The 16,292-nt window shown below is 28.6% G+C and carries 15 protein-coding genes; all 15 read right to left on the bottom strand.

Annotation, left to right across the window (positions count from 1 at the left end; translation table 11 throughout):
* Window positions 1-5: 5 nt before the first annotated feature.
* The 15 genes from RM697_RS01770 to RM697_RS01700 all read right to left on the bottom strand — a co-directional run bounded on the left by RM697_RS01770 (window position 6) and on the right by RM697_RS01700 (window position 16,286).
* Complete coding sequence (locus RM697_RS01770; protein ID WP_311426124.1) at window positions 6-1,184, bottom strand: glycosyltransferase family 4 protein; 1,179 nt, start codon at window positions 1,182-1,184, stop codon at window positions 6-8.
* Window positions 1,185-1,186: 2 nt separating this feature from the next.
* A complete protein-coding gene (locus RM697_RS01765; RefSeq protein WP_311426123.1) occupies window positions 1,187-1,948 on the bottom strand; it encodes a hypothetical protein in 762 nt (253 codons plus the stop codon).
* A 135-nt stretch (window positions 1,949-2,083) separates the two neighbouring features.
* Complete coding sequence (locus RM697_RS01760; protein WP_311426122.1) at window positions 2,084-3,511, bottom strand: MBOAT family O-acyltransferase; 1,428 nt, start codon at window positions 3,509-3,511, stop codon at window positions 2,084-2,086.
* A 60-nt stretch (window positions 3,512-3,571) separates the two neighbouring features.
* The gene (locus tag RM697_RS01755) at window positions 3,572-4,477 is read right to left on the bottom strand and encodes a hypothetical protein (RefSeq protein ID WP_311426121.1); all 906 of its coding nucleotides are present in this window, start codon (window positions 4,475-4,477) and stop codon (window positions 3,572-3,574) included.
* A 2-nt stretch (window positions 4,478-4,479) separates the two neighbouring features.
* The gene (locus RM697_RS01750; protein WP_311426120.1) at window positions 4,480-5,916 is read right to left on the bottom strand and encodes an MBOAT family O-acyltransferase; all 1,437 of its coding nucleotides are present in this window, start codon (window positions 5,914-5,916) and stop codon (window positions 4,480-4,482) included.
* Window positions 5,917-5,919: 3 nt separating this feature from the next.
* Complete coding sequence (locus RM697_RS01745; RefSeq protein WP_311426119.1) at window positions 5,920-7,017, bottom strand: glycosyltransferase; 1,098 nt, start codon at window positions 7,015-7,017, stop codon at window positions 5,920-5,922.
* The gene (locus RM697_RS01740) at window positions 7,010-7,591 is read right to left on the bottom strand and encodes a serine acetyltransferase (protein ID WP_311426118.1); all 582 of its coding nucleotides are present in this window, start codon (window positions 7,589-7,591) and stop codon (window positions 7,010-7,012) included. Before RM697_RS01740 ends, RM697_RS01745 begins: the two co-directional genes overlap by 8 nt.
* A 26-nt stretch (window positions 7,592-7,617) precedes the next feature.
* A complete protein-coding gene (locus RM697_RS01735) occupies window positions 7,618-8,616 on the bottom strand; it encodes a glycosyltransferase family 2 protein (RefSeq protein ID WP_311426117.1) in 999 nt (332 codons plus the stop codon).
* A 1-nt stretch (window position 8,617) separates the two neighbouring features.
* Complete coding sequence (locus RM697_RS01730) at window positions 8,618-10,003, bottom strand: asparagine synthase-related protein (RefSeq protein ID WP_311426116.1); 1,386 nt, start codon at window positions 10,001-10,003, stop codon at window positions 8,618-8,620.
* A 36-nt stretch (window positions 10,004-10,039) separates the two neighbouring features.
* Window positions 10,040-11,860, bottom strand: a complete 1,821-nt coding sequence (asnB, locus tag RM697_RS01725) for an asparagine synthase (glutamine-hydrolyzing) (RefSeq protein ID WP_311426115.1) — start codon at window positions 11,858-11,860, stop codon at window positions 10,040-10,042.
* Between the two features lie 3 nt (window positions 11,861-11,863).
* The gene (locus RM697_RS01720; RefSeq protein ID WP_311426114.1) at window positions 11,864-12,616 is read right to left on the bottom strand and encodes a class I SAM-dependent methyltransferase; all 753 of its coding nucleotides are present in this window, start codon (window positions 12,614-12,616) and stop codon (window positions 11,864-11,866) included.
* A 74-nt stretch (window positions 12,617-12,690) separates the two neighbouring features.
* Window positions 12,691-13,344, bottom strand: a complete 654-nt coding sequence (locus RM697_RS01715) for a GDSL-type esterase/lipase family protein (RefSeq protein ID WP_311426113.1) — start codon at window positions 13,342-13,344, stop codon at window positions 12,691-12,693.
* 14 nt (window positions 13,345-13,358) lie between these two features.
* Complete coding sequence (locus RM697_RS01710; RefSeq protein ID WP_311426112.1) at window positions 13,359-14,279, bottom strand: glycosyltransferase family 2 protein; 921 nt, start codon at window positions 14,277-14,279, stop codon at window positions 13,359-13,361.
* Complete coding sequence (locus RM697_RS01705; RefSeq protein ID WP_311426111.1) at window positions 14,272-15,240, bottom strand: glycosyltransferase family 2 protein; 969 nt, start codon at window positions 15,238-15,240, stop codon at window positions 14,272-14,274. The genes RM697_RS01710 and RM697_RS01705 overlap by 8 nt, the downstream gene beginning before the upstream one ends.
* A complete protein-coding gene (locus tag RM697_RS01700; protein WP_311426110.1) occupies window positions 15,240-16,286 on the bottom strand; it encodes a hypothetical protein in 1,047 nt (348 codons plus the stop codon). Before RM697_RS01700 ends, RM697_RS01705 begins: the two co-directional genes overlap by 1 nt.
* Between the last annotated feature and the right edge of the window lie 6 nt (window positions 16,287-16,292).

Genomic DNA, 16,292 nt, shown 5'->3' with positions numbered 1-16,292 from the left:
AAAAATCACAACTTAATTAGTGTACTATTGTACATATCTACCATTCCATTAATCATAGTTTGCTTGCTATGCTGCGAAACTATTGTTCTTTTGGCCGCTTTTTTTATGATCTCAAGGTCTGTATTACTTAATTTAATGATTTGCTTAACTGCTAAAGCAATAGCTTCTGGGTTTCGTACTGGAACTATAAATCCATTTTGATTATCTGCTATTACTTCAGGCATACCTCCACAGTCTGTAGTAATAACAAGTGTATCACTTGCCATAGCCTCTAAAACAACATTAGCAATACCTTCTTCTACACTCGGTAAAATTAAAACATCTGCTTTGCTTATATAGTCCTCAACTTCACTGTAATCAATAGGACCTATGAGATTAACATTGCTTTGCAGTCCTAAATCTTCAATTTGATATAAAAGTTCTACATCTTTAAGCACACCTACAATGGTATAGGTAAAATGAAGACCTTCATCTTTTAAAAGCTTACAGGCATCTAAAGCATATTGGTAGCCTTTTTTCCAATGAGAACGTCCTACAGATATTAATTTTATATTACTATACGAAGTTTCTGAATGTTTAGATGTAGAACTTACGACGTCTAATCCACTATAAATAACATCTATTTTTTTAGCATTTGCTCCATATTTTTCTGCTTCTTCGGCAATAGCTTTAGAAACTGCATGAAAATGATCTACTTTAGGAAATAATAATTTGTAAGTTTCGGCTAGTTTGTTATTGGCCAGAGGAGAATAGTTAATATGAGCTCCTCTTAAACTAACTATAAACTTAATACCAAACTCCCTTACCCAAATCCATTCATTTATTCCTTTTGCCCATTGTAGGTGAAAAATATCTGGTTTATCCCAAAGAACAGGATAATATTTAACTCTATTGTATAATTTATATCTAGACTGCGATTTTAATATAGCATCTAATTTTTTCTTATCACCTTTTTTAAAAACAGTTAATAAAAAAGTATACTTTACTAGAGTGTATAATTTTGAAAACTTAGAGTTATAACCTCTAATAGATACTAAATTAGGATAATTAGGTTTAAAATTTAATAAGCCGTATAAATATATACAGTGTTTCTGCTCCGAAAGCCCAACAATTAAACGCTCAATAAATGTAGTGCTAGGTATCTTACCAGAATAGATTGCTATTTTTAGTGTCTTTGTTTTCAAGTTTAATTGTTAAGCATAGCTTTTAACTCTTTAGCTAAAAAACTACTACATTTTTCTCGACCTTGTTTTGTTACATGAATGTTATCATAAAACAGATTTGAGGTTTTTAAAACATTTGAATGATTTATAATGCTATTGTATGTTTCTTTAATTTTGACTGATTTATCTTTCATTGGCGATATGTAATAAATAAGCTTAATGTTATTATCATTACATAGCTTTAAAATTTTATTTAAATATGGATTAGAAAAGTTTATATCCATATTTACTTTTTGAGTTATAAAGTTTTTAGCATTAGTGTTATTTGGATAGGTATAATTACCATATTCATCAAATTTATTTTTTCTTATAGGTTTAATTGCACTTAGCAATGAAGGATAAAATAATTCTGCATTATAATAGCCTACACCAACAAATGGTAGCCATTTAGATACACTTAAAATCTTTGACTCACTATCATTAAACTGCTCATAATAATCATACACATAAGGTCTATCTATATGGCTTAAAAATCTATAATCATTAGTATTCAATTTAGTATGTAATGTATTATAAGCTGAATTGCTTGGTGATATAATACAAAGCTTGGTGGTATGACCTTCTACCAAAAAATGCTGAAGCATTAAATATTGAGTGGACATAGCTGTATCATCCATAGACAGATTAACACCTTTTGTTTTAATAAGAGAATCTATTTGAATAGTATTTATTGTAGTTAAACCAGTACTAGAACCTAGAATAATATAATCGTACTCATTATACATTAGTCCATTAGTTACGAAAGCAGGTTTATAAAAGGTTGATTTTTTTAGCGACCATAAACTAAGTTTTGATATCACCAAAAGCAACAATAATGATATCAGAACTACTACAAATATTTTTCTAAAAAATTGCTTCATCTAAAATTGAAAATAAATAAAGTTTGAAGGGTTCTTAAATACACCCATAAATGTTATTAACAAGATTACAAAAATAGCTGTATAAGGTTTCAATCTTACCTCCTTTTGGTTGTTTTGCACACTAACAAGTTCAAAACCTAACATAATTAAAATACTAATAATACAAATTATACTGAAGAGAAAAGATTTAGAATTTTTAATAAATACATCATAACTAAAGTCTATAAAACTAAACATTTGCACCAAATAATTAGTGGCTATACTCATTGAGTCTGCCCTAAAGAATACCCAAGCTAAACAAACCAAAATAAAGGTCATTAGTATACTCGGAATGTTGTAAACTACCATCTTTGTAGTCTTTGTATATTTTCTATTAGTATCAGTAAACATTAGTGGCAGAAACAATAAAGCGTGTATTGCACCCCAAACTATGAAAGTCCAGTTTGCTCCATGCCAAAAACCACTTATCAAGAAAACTAGCATAACATTTCTAAACTGATTAAATTTTTGCCCTCTAGAGCCTCCTAAAGGTATATAAACATAGTCTCTAAACCATGTAGATAATGAAATGTGCCATCGCCTCCAAAATTCAGCAATATCTCTTGAGAAGTAAGGAAATGAAAAATTAACCATTAATGAAAAACCAAATAAACGAGCTACACCAATAGCAATATCTGAATACCCAGAAAAATCACCATAAATTTGAAAAGCAAATAAGATAGATCCTAACAATAATTCTACCGAAGAATACAATTCTGGGTTTTCGAAAATTTGATTTACAAAAAACGCGCAATTATCTGCAACAACTACTTTTTTGAATAATCCCCAAATAATTAAATAAAAACCACTTAAGGCAAACTTGGTATTAAATACTCTACTTACGCCAAATTGTGGTAGTAAATTTTTAGCACGTTCTATTGGACCAGCCACAAGTTGCGGAAAAAAAGACACAAAAGCAGCAAACTGAACAACATCTGATACTGGTTCTATCTTTTTTCTATATACATCAATAGTGTAGCTTAATGTTTGAAACGTATAAAACGATATACCAACAGGCAAGATAATATTGAGCGTTGAAGCTTGCATATCTACACCTAAAATTTCCCAAGCATCAACCCAACTCTCTATAAAAAAATTACAGTATTTAAAAAATCCAAGCAAGCCTAGATTAACGGCAACACTTAACAGTAACCATTTTTTAGCGACCGATTTTTGAGATTGAGAATTAATTTTTTTGGCAACAATGAAATCTACTAATGTACTTAAAACTATTAGTGCTAAAAATCGATAATCCCACCAAGCATAAAATACATAGCTGGAAATCACTAAAAATAAATTTTGATACTGTAAAGATTTATGAATTACTAACCAATATGTTATGAAGACTATTGGTAAAAAAACAATAAAATCTAAGGAATTGAATAGCATGTTTAATTTACTTTAAATACATCTTTATTCTATGGGTTTATACTTTTTCAAAAAGCTTTATTATTCTCTTTTCAAAATTCCTAAATCTTTTAAATCTTGAAATAAAATTCTACTAAAATATCTTGCCCCTTTCTGATTCAAATGATCTGAATTATGGAAAAGGTTGACATTATTAGAAATTCTTTGGTCATTAGAATAATTTAAATATTTTACATCATATTTTTTTAATATCAAATCTATAAAATCATAATAATTAGCCTTTAACCAAACGTCTCCAAATTGAGAATTATATCCTTCAAAATAAGGAGTTGTTAATATTACTGGTTTAAAATTATTTTGTAAAATATCTTCCAATAATGCACCTAAATAAGCAACATTTTTTTCTGAATCACTATAATCACCCATTCTTCTATGCTTTTGAACAGCAAAATCAACATGCTCATGAATATTTAGTAAACTAGCTGGACTAGGTTCTCGAATAAAAAAACGTTCATTTACTACGCTATTATAATTTGCCTTTGCTTTATTTAAATAGGCTTCTACTTTTTTTCTATGCGTATAGTTATAAATAGACTCTTTAGGTAAATAAAAATAAAACTCATTAACAAATGAACTTGGATCTCTATAATCTGTTCTATTTTCATCCAGCCCAAAAGAAAAATAAGACAGAGGAATAATTACAATTGCTTCCTTTTTTAAGTATGGCTTAAGGAACTTATAATTTTGAAGATCATAATACAAGGTATTTCCCGCTCGTTGAAAACCGTGCCCTCTAAAAACAGAATCGTTGATAACATCATACTTTATTCCTCCTCCATGTGACGTTCCTAAATTAACAATATCATATTTACCTGTTGCTGATTTAAAATCCTGTACAAAAAAACTAGTTCGTTTATCAATCAAGAAAATAATAGACAATAAAATTGTAAAAAAGAACAAGGCTATTTTAAAAACAAAATATTTCATAACTAGAACTGAAAATAAATAAATTCTTGGGCTTCTCCACCATACAGAAAAATAAGCATTGCAAGCATATAGTAAAAAGCCCATTGTAGAGGCCAAGGTTTATTTAACCAAAGCTTCTCTATACCGTATTGTTCCCTTCTTCCTCTCCACTCTATTAATATGAATAACAAGATAAATATATATAGATAAGACTCTAGCGCAAGAGGTTTACTGAAAATTGATGCATTACAAATGTTCGATAAATAATCAATTGCTGAAGCTACAGAATCTGACCTAAAGAAAACCCATGTTAAGGTAGTAAGTAGAAAAGTGATCAACATCTTGAAACTTTCAGTAAAACTTGGTAAAATACTGTGTTCTGCTACCACATTGGTATTTACGCGATTTCTGTTAAGCAATAATAGTGGTAAAAAATACAGTGCATTTAAAGCTCCCCAAACAATAAAAGTCCAATTCGCTCCATGCCAAAAACCGCTTACAATAAAAATAATAAATACGTTTCTTATTTTATTGCATCTAGAACCTCTTGATCCACCTAATGGTATGTATACATAGTCTCGAAACCACGTTGATAATGAAATATGCCACCTTCTCCAAAATTCTGCTATATCCCTTGAAAAATAAGGAAAGGCAAAGTTTTGCTTTAAATTAAAACCAAATAATCGAGAAACACCTATAGCAATATCACTGTAACCAGAAAAATCACCATAAATTTGAAAAGCAAATAACATCGCTCCTAAAAATAAGGTGCTTCCGGAGTATGCTTCATAATTATCAAAGATAAGGTTAACGTATCTGGCACAATTGTCAGCAATAACTACCTTTTTGAATAAACCCCAAAGAATCTGACGAAAACCATCCATCGATTTCTTTGCATCAAAATTTCTTTTAGTATAAAATTGTGGCAATAAATTTGTAGCTCTTTCTATAGGTCCAGCCACTAGTTGAGGAAAGAAACTAACAAAAGCTGCGAAACTTATGAAGTCCTTAGTTGGCGCTAATTTATTCTTGTAAATATCAATAGTGTAACTCAGCGTTTGAAACGTATAAAAACTAATTCCAACTGGTAATATGATGTTAAGGGTGTTAGGCTTTATTTTAGCTCCAAAAAAAGCGAAAGAATCAACAAAATTACTTACAAAAAAATTGTAATACTTAAAAAACCCAAGCAGACCAATATTTACTAAAACACTGGTATAAAGCATCATTTTTCGTTTAGTCTTATCGCTTGTTTTATTGAGATAAATGCCTATTGAATAATCAACTAAAGTGCTAAATAAAATAAGACTTAAAAAACGCCAATCCCACCATCCATAAAAAATATAACTTGCTACAACAATGAGTAAGTTTTGCAGCTTTAAGTTATAGTTTTGAATCAACCAATAAAGTGTGAATACAATTGGCAGAAATAAGGCAAAATCTAAGGAATTAAATATCATAATTTATCTCTTAAGAAGCCTTTTGTAAAGTAGTTCATGACTTTTGATAAAACTATTCATCGAAAAATTAGTAAGACAATAGTCTCTTAGTGATTCACCTAATTGTGCTCTTTCGTTAATAGACATTTGTCTGATATTTTTAATTTTCAAACTTAAATCTTTACTATCTCCTGGCGAAAACAATAAATCCGTATACTCTTTAAGTACATAATTAATACCTGAAATATCAGAACCAAGCACTGGAATACCCATACACATAGCCTCTACAAGAGCCATTGGCATTCCTTCTTTTCGCCCTTGATTTAAAGTAGGAATAACATATAAATTAGACTCCGAAATGCTTTGTCTTACATCCAATAGCTTACCTTTAAAATGTACTTGATGCTCCAAATTTAGTTTTTCTACTAATTGTATTAATTCTGTACCATAATCATTTTTGTAATCTCCGAGTATAGTAAGTTGATAAGTTGAATCATTTAAATTGTGTAAGGCACGTATTAATACTTCAATCCCCTTTACAGGTACTAAATTTGCCACTGTTATTATTTCAAAATTTGAACTAATACTAGAAATTTTATTACCAAAAAAAGTAGGAGAATAATACTCAGAATCTATGCCTAAAGGGATTAATTCTTGTGCTTTCTTGTAGGGAAAATAGTTTTGCATTTCATCATTTATAGTTATTATAAAATCTGCCAGATAGCTTTTTATCTTCCAATGTTTACTTTTAAAACCCATAGCTTTTTTAGTATATAGCCATTTTACTCCTGCAAAGCGTGCAGCTAAAACTTCTGTCCAGTCACTACTCCATTCCCAAGAATGAATAATATGATAATTCTGTTTTTTATAAAACCTAGCTATTTTTAAAATCCTAGGTATTAATGAATAATATGGTCTTAATGGAGTTTTAGTTTTACAGATATTAATAGGCAATCCTAATGCTTTTACAATTTTAAAAAAATCACCTTCATCACTACCACAAGCAATCTCTACATCAAATTTATTTTTATCAAGGCCACTAACCAAGTCATAAACTACCTTACCACTTCCTGCTGTATTGAAGTTAGAAATTGTAAATAAAATGCGAATACGTTTATTCATGTGACAACGTCTTGATTATTTTTGCTGGATTTCCTGCAACAACGGCATTGTCAGGCACATCTTTTACTACCACTGATCCTGCACCAATTACGGTATTATTACCAATATTAATAGCACCTATTATTACAACATTTGCTCCAACAGTAACATTATCTCCAATTATAGGTAATTGAGTATTATCATTGTTTTTATTTCCAATGGTTAAACCATTTCTAAATTGAAAATTCTTACCAATACTTTTTGCATTAATCACTGTTCCAAATGGATGAAAGCAGTGAAGACCTCCTTCTATCTTAGTGCTACCAAATATTTTACAATTGAAATTTTTGGTAAATAACTTTGAAGGCCATTTACTAATTGATCCTATTCTCCAGAAAAAAATAAACGCGGCATCTGGATAATAAAACATTAAATGTTCAAACTTTTTTCTAACCGTTTTTGGTTTTGCAGCGCAGCCACGTACACTTATAACCTGATCTATATCGCTAATAATGAGAGTATTATCCTTTACATGTTTGTTATACAACATATTAAGAATTAACTTTTTATAAGCATGTTTAAATAGACGTATCATGAATAGTGCATACTAAAGATTAATTACTAAAACGTATCAAAATGTGTTCTCACATATCTTTTTGACAAACGATAAACATAGTATTTTAATAAATATTTATTTGGCCAATAAACCATAAGCGTTAAATATGATCGAATTAAAAAAGTCAATTTATAAGGTAATATTTGCTTTTTTATTTGCTTTAATAATAACGTTCTATCTCTAAATTTTGGAGTATGGTATAAAATTTTGGCAGGTGTGCTGAATAGCTGATTAAAAAGATGTGATTTATATTCCAAGGGAACTTCATTAGCTAAATAATATGGAAGGTGATATTCAACCAGTCTTGACCATAAATGAAATACTTGACTAATTTGTCTTTTAGATTGTTCAGTTATTGAATCTGCATGTTTGTAATATAGATATATGTAGGTATCAATAAATGCCACATTATGAGTCATTCCTAACTCAATATCAAATACGGTGTCTGTTCCCATAGATATTTTTGTATTGTAATTTCCTATATTATCAAATACAATCCTTCTATGCATAAATGCAGCTTCACCTACAACCGTCTGTAATTTTAAAAACCATTCCATTCCCCAGAATGGTTTCTGCTTTAAAATAACTTCATTTGTTTCATCTTCCGGTTTAACAGTTTCATCAAGGCTTTTAGTAGATTTTACCATTTTTCCAAAAACAGCATGAATTTCTTCATTATTATCTAAAACGGCCATCAATTTTCTCAAGGCATCAGGATAAATCTCATCATCAACATCTAATTGATACACATAGTTACCTTTAGATTCTGCCACACCTTTATTTCTCGCGTTGGCTTCACCTTGATGAGGTTGTTTTACCAGTCTAATCTTTGAATCAATAGTTTTTAGTTCTTTAATTAACTTGTAAGAATTATCAGTAGAATTATTGTCTACAAAAATTATTTCATAAGCAATATCATCTAATTTTTGATTTATAATAGATTGATAGGCTCTATTAATAAACTTTTCACCATTATAAACTGGTACTATTATAGATAATTTCACGTTACTTTCTAAATTTTTGCTGCCAAACAGCTAACGTTAATAACATGCTTATTGGATGAGAATAAGCTACATAATTTTTGCTGTTGAAAGAATCAAAAAAATATTTGACTATCTCCTTAGGAACTAAACTTTGCATACCTACACTAAACAAATATTGTTTTAATATTTTATTGTTTTCTTTACCTTGAAATTGTAATTCAAAATTACGTTGAATATATGGATTGCCAAATATTGATCTAAACTCTCTCTGTACTTTATTTACTGTTCGATAAAGCAGATTATATGGTGATTTATTAAACTTATAATTTGTTAAATTAAACGGTTTTTGTTCTTGCCATACAATCTTAGATAATACTTTATTTTCTTGTAAATGCGCAATTTGCAAGCGTCTATCCGCTAAAAATTCTTCAGGAATCGTGCAAATAAATTCACACATTCGATTATCGTAATAAGGTAAGGTAATTGGATGAGCAGCTTCAAAAACACTTAAATTGGTTGTAGTCCAACGATGTGCCCATTGGGAAGTCTTAAAGGCTCGTATTCTAGCACTAATATTATCTACTTTAATTTTGGCCAATGATTTTTCAACTCTGTAAGTAAAATAGCTTATAAAATCACCTTTAAGTTGCCAAGTTTTCCATAATTGCTCAGCTAGTTCTAAGCCTTTAGGTTTCAACATTTTCTTCAACAATAATGGCATAACATCTTCTTCTAATGTACCTTCTGGAACTCCTCTATCAAACAACACATCTCCCCAATGTCCGAGAGAAAAAATTCCTTTCATTTGTCTTAATTCTTTAAGAACTGACATCTGTCTTGGATGAGTAAATTCTGAATAACAATTATTGATTGTTGCTAATTCATCAATCACGTCCCATAAATATCCTTTTTGGATTTGAAAATATTCAAAAGAAAATCCAAATAACGCTGCTATCTGTTTACTAATTTTATGTTCTGGAAAGCCTCCTTTAAATGAATAGCTAAAAGCATGTACAGGATTATTTAAATCTTTTAATATTAATGCTTGGCTTCTACTATCTAAACCTCCAGAAAGTGGCAAAATAACTGGAGAATCTCCCACTTGCTCTTTTACTATTGTATGCAATAAATACTTATATTCTCCGAGCGCATCATTAAAGGAAATATCTCTCGGACTATAATGCCAATTAAACCACGATTTACTTTCTATTAATAAATTATTCTCATCTAGAATGTGATTATGACCTGGTAAAAGACATACATTATCTCGCCAATACGTATCATCATCTAAAAAAAAACCGGTTGCCATAAAAATGCAAATTGCCTCTAAATTCAATTCGTGAGTAGCCTTTACTTTTGCAAATTGATGTTCTTTGGGTAATATAGGGATGTTAAGCTCTTTATTCATTACTACACGAATATAAGAACTTTGGTGACTAATAAATTAATTCAAATGCAATTTCGCCCATTTTTGCCAAGCATAAATATGCCAAACACCCCAGAAATTATTATGCTTTGCATTGTAATAGTCTTTAACATACTGCCTTAAATATTGAGCATTAAATACGTCATCTCCATAAAATTTAGTTTTATTAACGATGTCCAAAACATCGTTCTTTAAATCGTTTTGAAGCCATTTATGCAATGGTACAGCAAATCCTTTTTTTTGTTTTGTAACTAAATTTTCGGGTACTTTTTTAGATAACAGTTGTTTTAAAGGCCTTTTTAAATCTGATTTAGATTTTAAGTTTTCAGTGGTTTGCCAAGCGTTTTCAATGACATTTTTATCTAGTAAAGGCACTCTTACTTCCAAACTATTAATCATACTAGCTCTATCTACTTTAATAAGAACACGTTGTAAATGCGCATAAAATTCATTCCATCGTAGCTGTTGTAAAATAGCAGCTTTTTTACCATTAGTAATAGTATATAGTATTTTTAAACTATCTGAAAAAACCGTTTTAGGTATTGCGTTATCTAAAACTTGGCTTGGCAAATGGGTGTGTTTATTTATTATAAATTCATTGAAACTATCTAAATAAGGTGACCATGTATTGGTAATACCCAGTTTATTTGTAATTCTAATAAGAGGTTTTCTAATAATTCTAGGCAGTATAAACCAATGCTTTTTATTTATAACATCTAACATTCTAGGATACCCAAAAAATAACTCATCTCCTCCATCACCAGATAACATTACTGTATGTTTTTTCTTTGATTCTTTTGAAATCACATACGTTGGAATACTTGAATAATCTCCAAAGGGCTCTGAAAATGCTTTAAAATGAGCATTAATACTATCTATAATACTGTTTTCTTCTACAGAGATAATATGTTGTTTTATTTCTAAAGCCTCTGCATATGACTTTGCTAATTCACTTTCGTTTAATCCTTTATCATTTACCTTTAGTGTAAACGCTTCAATATTGGTCCTAGAGGCTTTTGCGTAAGCACTTACTAAAGGACTATCAATACCTCCACTTAAAAACGTAGCCAAAGGTACATCACTTACCAATTGTCTATTTACAGCATCACTAATAGCTTTATCTAATCTAGAGTAATCAATAGATTTATGCTCAGTGGTCTTAGGAAACTTTAGTAATGTCTTAGTTTTAATATCTCCAGAAATATTAATTTCAACTAATTCTCCTGGATTAACCTGAAATATATTTTTATAAATGGTATTAGGTGCTTGCATATAGCCAAATGCAAAATACTCTTTTACAACATCTAATCTTAATGATTGATCGCTATGCCATTGGTGTTTAAATACTTGGTTAAACTGTGAAGCAGCTACAATACCATGCTTAGATTTACCATAAAATAGAGGTTTTATACCTGCAAAATCTCTCGCTAAATACAGCTGTTTTGTTACTGTATCTACTATACTAATGGCAAACATTCCGTTTAGGTTTTTAATGGTTTGCTTTATACCTATTGCATCTAATAAATCGATAAGTACTTCTGTGTCAGAAGCAGAATTTATACTTGACAAACTATAGTGCTTAGCTAAGGCTTTAAAGTTGTATATCTCACCATTAAAAACAACATGGTAACGACCAGATTTACTTTGCTTTGGCTGATTTCCATTCTCAGATAAATCTAGTATCGCTAATCTGTTAAAACCTAATTGAAAATAGGATTCACTTATAACGTGGCTTGCATCTGGACCTCTATGTTTTGAAAGTGCTAAAATATCTTTAAAACAATTTGCTTCTGTAGAGATCGTATCTTTAAAACAAAATTCTGTTAGGAATCCACACATATATTATTGCTTTTCAAAAACACCTACTATCGCAGATGAAAAATATTTAGAAGGATATTTTTTTAACTTATCATTAGCAAAATATTTAAAAACTAAGCGATGTAATTTATAAATAATCTTTTGCAAAAAATTGATTTTTTGATGTATACCTAGAGGGAAACCACCATAATAACCTAAATGCAGGATGGAAAGATTATGTCTTTCAGCAAAGTCTTCAAAAACTTTAAGTTTCATACATTTTAAATTATGGATCTTCAAATTTTTGTAGTCAACTAAATATTTATAAAACTGAATATAGCCTTTCATATTTGGTATCATTACCAATAAGCGACCGTTTTCTGACATATATTTGACATGTAAATCTAAAATATCATCGTAATTTTTAAAGTGTTCAATAAACCCATTAGACATTACATAATCATATTTCAATTTCGGTTTAAATTTTATAAAATCCTCTTTAATAATATGATAATGTTGAACATCCATTTCCATAAATGATCCTTCAATTTGAGTAAGATCTGAATTATAGTCTAGACAGGTTGGTTCAATATTGTACCTATTAGCTAAATAAGCTAAATAGCGGCCAGGGAATCCTCCTATCTCAATAAGACTTTTAGATACTTCACTATTTGAAATAAAAATTTCCCAAATTGGAGAATAATAAGAACAAACAGTTAATATATGTTGTTTGTTTACATGACTATTTTTATAGTATGCTTCCCAATATTTTTTAGTTGTTAATTCTTTATCACTCATTAGTATTAAATACTATTGTCCCACATAATTAGATTTACCTTAAGGTTTTAATTTCTTTCATTAAGTAATAATAATCAATATGCAACACTTGAACTTTCAATTTCTATCAATAATTCTTTAATTTTATTTCCCCAAATTATGTAGGCATTTCTGGTAAGGTGTGTTCCATCTATGGTAAATTCAGATTTTAATCCATCTTTTGATGATAACTCTGAATTAATATCTAAATAGTGTAGCGATTTTTTCTTACAATAATTATATAAAAAATAGTTTAAACTATCGACTAAAATTTTATTATGTGGGTTATTTTCTTGATATAATGTAGATTGTATTATTGGTTTTATATTATGAGTTAGTAATGTATCTATCATACTCTGATAGTTAATCATTATCCTTTGTATTGGAACACCTACATTAATATCATTAATACCAGCTCCAATAATGCATATTTTTGGATTATATTCTATAACATTCCTTTTAATTATCCTTGTTAAGTGTGAGGTAGTATATACTGGGAAGCCACTATTTTTAACATCATTTCTATTCAATAATTCAGTCCAATCACCACCTTTTATTATAGAGTCGCCAAATAATACTATTTCGGCTTCTCCTGATTTTTTGATTAATTTCTGGATGATATATTCCTTATATCTATATATGAACAGCAGAGATATTATAATAAATAAAGTATTAAAAATTAATGAAAATTTGTAGATTCTTTTATTCATTCATATATAAAAATTTAATCATTATTTAAAAGCTCATATCGTAAAAATAAGCCAATAAACTTTAAACCCTCGACTAAATTAGATATACTAATCTTAAGTATAAGCTTTAATTTATTAATATAGCCTGGGCAATGGTTATTTAGTATCTGTTTATAGCGTTTCCATTCTACTCGGGCAATTAACTTATAATCTGATTTTTTAAAACGATTATCTCCCCATTCTAATAAAGCTTTTGTAAGTGCTCTATAGCGATAATATTGTTCAAAAGGATTCTTATTAACTTTTAGCATTGTATTACTATCATGAAGACGATAACATGCTAACACCTCTTTTACTGAGTAAAATGGATAATAATAAGCTACTCGTCTCCAATAATCCCAATCTTCATATATTGAAAAATTTGTATTAAACTCACCAACTTTATTAAAAACTTCACGTTTTAATATTGGTGTAACCATAGACAACCTATTTTTAAATAAAATTTGTTCAAAAATATAACCATGATTTCCGGTTTGACAAATAACACGTCCCGAACGAAGACCATCTCTATTAACATATTCAATATCACAAGTAACTAATCCTACGTCAGGGTATTTCTTGAATATTGGTATTTGCCTTTCTAACTTATTTTTCAACCAAAAATCATCGTCATCCGAAAATGCAATATATTCACCCTTAGATTGAGACAAACCATAGTTTCTAGAACCATTGCTCCCTTTTGAAAACTCTTTTGTTCTCTTTAGATACTTAATTCTGTAATCTTTTTCTGTATACTTTAAAACTAATTCTTTTGTATTATCTGTAGAGCCATCATCAACAACAAGACATTCCCAATTTGTATAGGTTTGGTTAATAATACTATCAAGAGTATCAGTTATATACATAGCTCGATTAAAAGTTGGGATAATTACAGAAACTAATGGATCTTCAGACACTTTTAATTTTATAAGTTTTAAAATACATTTCTATTCTATATATACTACGCCCAAGAATCAAAAAACATTTACCTATTATTTTTAACTGTATGGCTAAGCTTTTATTAATGGGATTTAATATGGGTATTAGTTCTTTAAAAATATAATTTATATTAGTATAATCTTTATTTTCAATAGCTCTAAAAAGAATATTAACTATCGCTCTATAAAAATATTGAATTAATTCTAAATCTTTTATTAATAATCCTCTTTTGAAATTTTCTAGTGTAACAAATATTTCAGAAGTTTTGAATATGCTAACATATTCTTCATTTAAATATGATTTAGTTTGTAAATGTTGCCTATATAAGAACAGAGGTATTTTGATAATTCGATATTGATCATTTTTTATTTTGAAAAACAGTCTAGAAAAAAACTCTGTCTCTTGACCTCGTAAGATATTTGGATTAAATAAAGACTTATCTTTCAAAAACTTTTTTCTAAACATTACTGAAGGTGTGAATATTTTAGATCGAAACAAGATATAATCATAAAATAAATTTTTGTTTACATCAATAAGAATAGAATTATCATCAATTATATTATTTTTAAAATATTTACCTGTACATATAACAAAATCTGAATTGTTATCAAATTCTCTAACTTTAAATTCTAAATAATTGCTAAGCATAATATCATCATCATCAAACCATTGAATATATTCACCTTTAGATAAATGAAAACCATAATTTCTAGCTCCATTCCCTCCTGATAAATAATTATCTGGTCTTAAATAATATTTAAATCTAGAATCTTGTTTTACATAGCTAGAAACGATATGTTTTGTCTGATCTGCAGAACCATCATCCACTAAAATACATTCCCAATTATCATAAGTTTGTTTAATTAAACTATTTAAAGTCTCACTAATTAAATGAGCTCGATTAAAAGTTGGAATTATTACTGATACTAATGATTGCATTATTTTAAACTTTCATTAAATAACATGTCCCATTTTTTTGCAACGTTTATAGGATAAAAATTCTCTAGTTTTTCATTTATATATTTATAACTATTAGATTCGTAAAGTTCTATTGCTGACTTTAAAGCAACTTTACTTTCCTCAATATTTTTAGGATTAAATTTTGGAAAATCAAATAAATCTAAAAACTCACCTATATTACCAATGTTAGGTCCCACAACTATTTTTTTAAAAGTTAATCCCAAAAATATATTACCCGAATTTAAACTCTTTATTCTTGGAATAAAGACAACATCTGAAGCAGACATCATTAAACTTAAAGTTAATCGGTCCACAAAAGAAAAACTAAATCTGAATTTCTTTAAATGTAATCCATTATGAAAATATTCTATTATTTTTTTAATATCTATTATTTTCTTGAGTAAATACCTACCCTTAAATTCCAATTTTAGTTCTTTTTTATACATGTTTGGCACTAATAAAATCTTATCTTTTCTTTTTACTTCATTAAAAGTATCTTTTAACAGAGTCGCTTCTTCATGTGATCTTATTTTTCCAGGAGAAATTACTACTAGGGAATTTTCTGAAATACCTAATTTTTGCCGTGCTAGGCTTTTACAATATTGTTCAAATGAATTTTTATATAAAGGGTGAAAAATAACAGAATGTTTTTTTAACGGATATATTGTCTTAAATAACTCTTCACTAAAAGAGCCTAAATGAATAAATTCATCGGCATTATAGATTATTAAATCATATAATGCTTTGAAATTAGGTGTCATTCCTAGATGACGTTCAAGGTTATGAACTACATAAAATATTCTCGATTTTTTTTTCCATACTTTTATAGCTTTTCTTAAGGCTATTAATTCTTGGTCTAAAGGTTCTTTCCAATTAAAAATTTGTTCTGGCCAATGAATTAATACTATCTTGTATGTCGGATTGTATTTATCAAAATTATTAAAATCATAAGTGTGTTTTGAATTAGTAATTACTTCATCAAAAAATAGGTTTGCATCTTTCTGGGCTGGAATAAATATCTTCAATTTAAA

Source organism: Microcosmobacter mediterraneus (assembly GCF_031846265.1).
In the GTDB taxonomy this organism is placed as follows: Bacteria; Bacteroidota; Bacteroidia; order Flavobacteriales; family Flavobacteriaceae; genus Microcosmobacter; species Microcosmobacter mediterraneus.
The sequence above is the reverse complement of the archived record's forward strand: the minus strand, read 5'-3'. Positions and strand labels throughout refer to the sequence as shown.

Coding starts and splice junctions, on each gene's coding strand:
- RM697_RS01765 (WP_311426123.1), bottom strand. CDS start 1,948: ATGTATAATGAGTACGATTATATTATTCTAGGTTCTAGTACTGGTTTA.
- RM697_RS01760 (WP_311426122.1), bottom strand. CDS start 3,511: ATGCTATTCAATTCCTTAGATTTTATTGTTTTTTTACCAATAGTCTTC.
- RM697_RS01755 (WP_311426121.1), bottom strand. CDS start 4,477: ATGAAATATTTTGTTTTTAAAATAGCCTTGTTCTTTTTTACAATTTTA.
- RM697_RS01750 (WP_311426120.1), bottom strand. CDS start 5,916: ATGATATTTAATTCCTTAGATTTTGCCTTATTTCTGCCAATTGTATTC.
- RM697_RS01745 (WP_311426119.1), bottom strand. CDS start 7,017: ATGAATAAACGTATTCGCATTTTATTTACAATTTCTAACTTCAATACA.
- RM697_RS01740 (WP_311426118.1), bottom strand. CDS start 7,591: ATGATACGTCTATTTAAACATGCTTATAAAAAGTTAATTCTTAATATG.
- RM697_RS01730 (WP_311426116.1), bottom strand. CDS start 10,003: ATGAATAAAGAGCTTAACATCCCTATATTACCCAAAGAACATCAATTT.
- asnB (WP_311426115.1), bottom strand. CDS start 11,860: ATGTGTGGATTCCTAACAGAATTTTGTTTTAAAGATACGATCTCTACA.
- RM697_RS01720 (WP_311426114.1), bottom strand. CDS start 12,616: ATGAGTGATAAAGAATTAACAACTAAAAAATATTGGGAAGCATACTAT.
- RM697_RS01715 (WP_311426113.1), bottom strand. CDS start 13,344: ATGAATAAAAGAATCTACAAATTTTCATTAATTTTTAATACTTTATTT.
- RM697_RS01705 (WP_311426111.1), bottom strand. CDS start 15,240: ATGCAATCATTAGTATCAGTAATAATTCCAACTTTTAATCGAGCTCAT.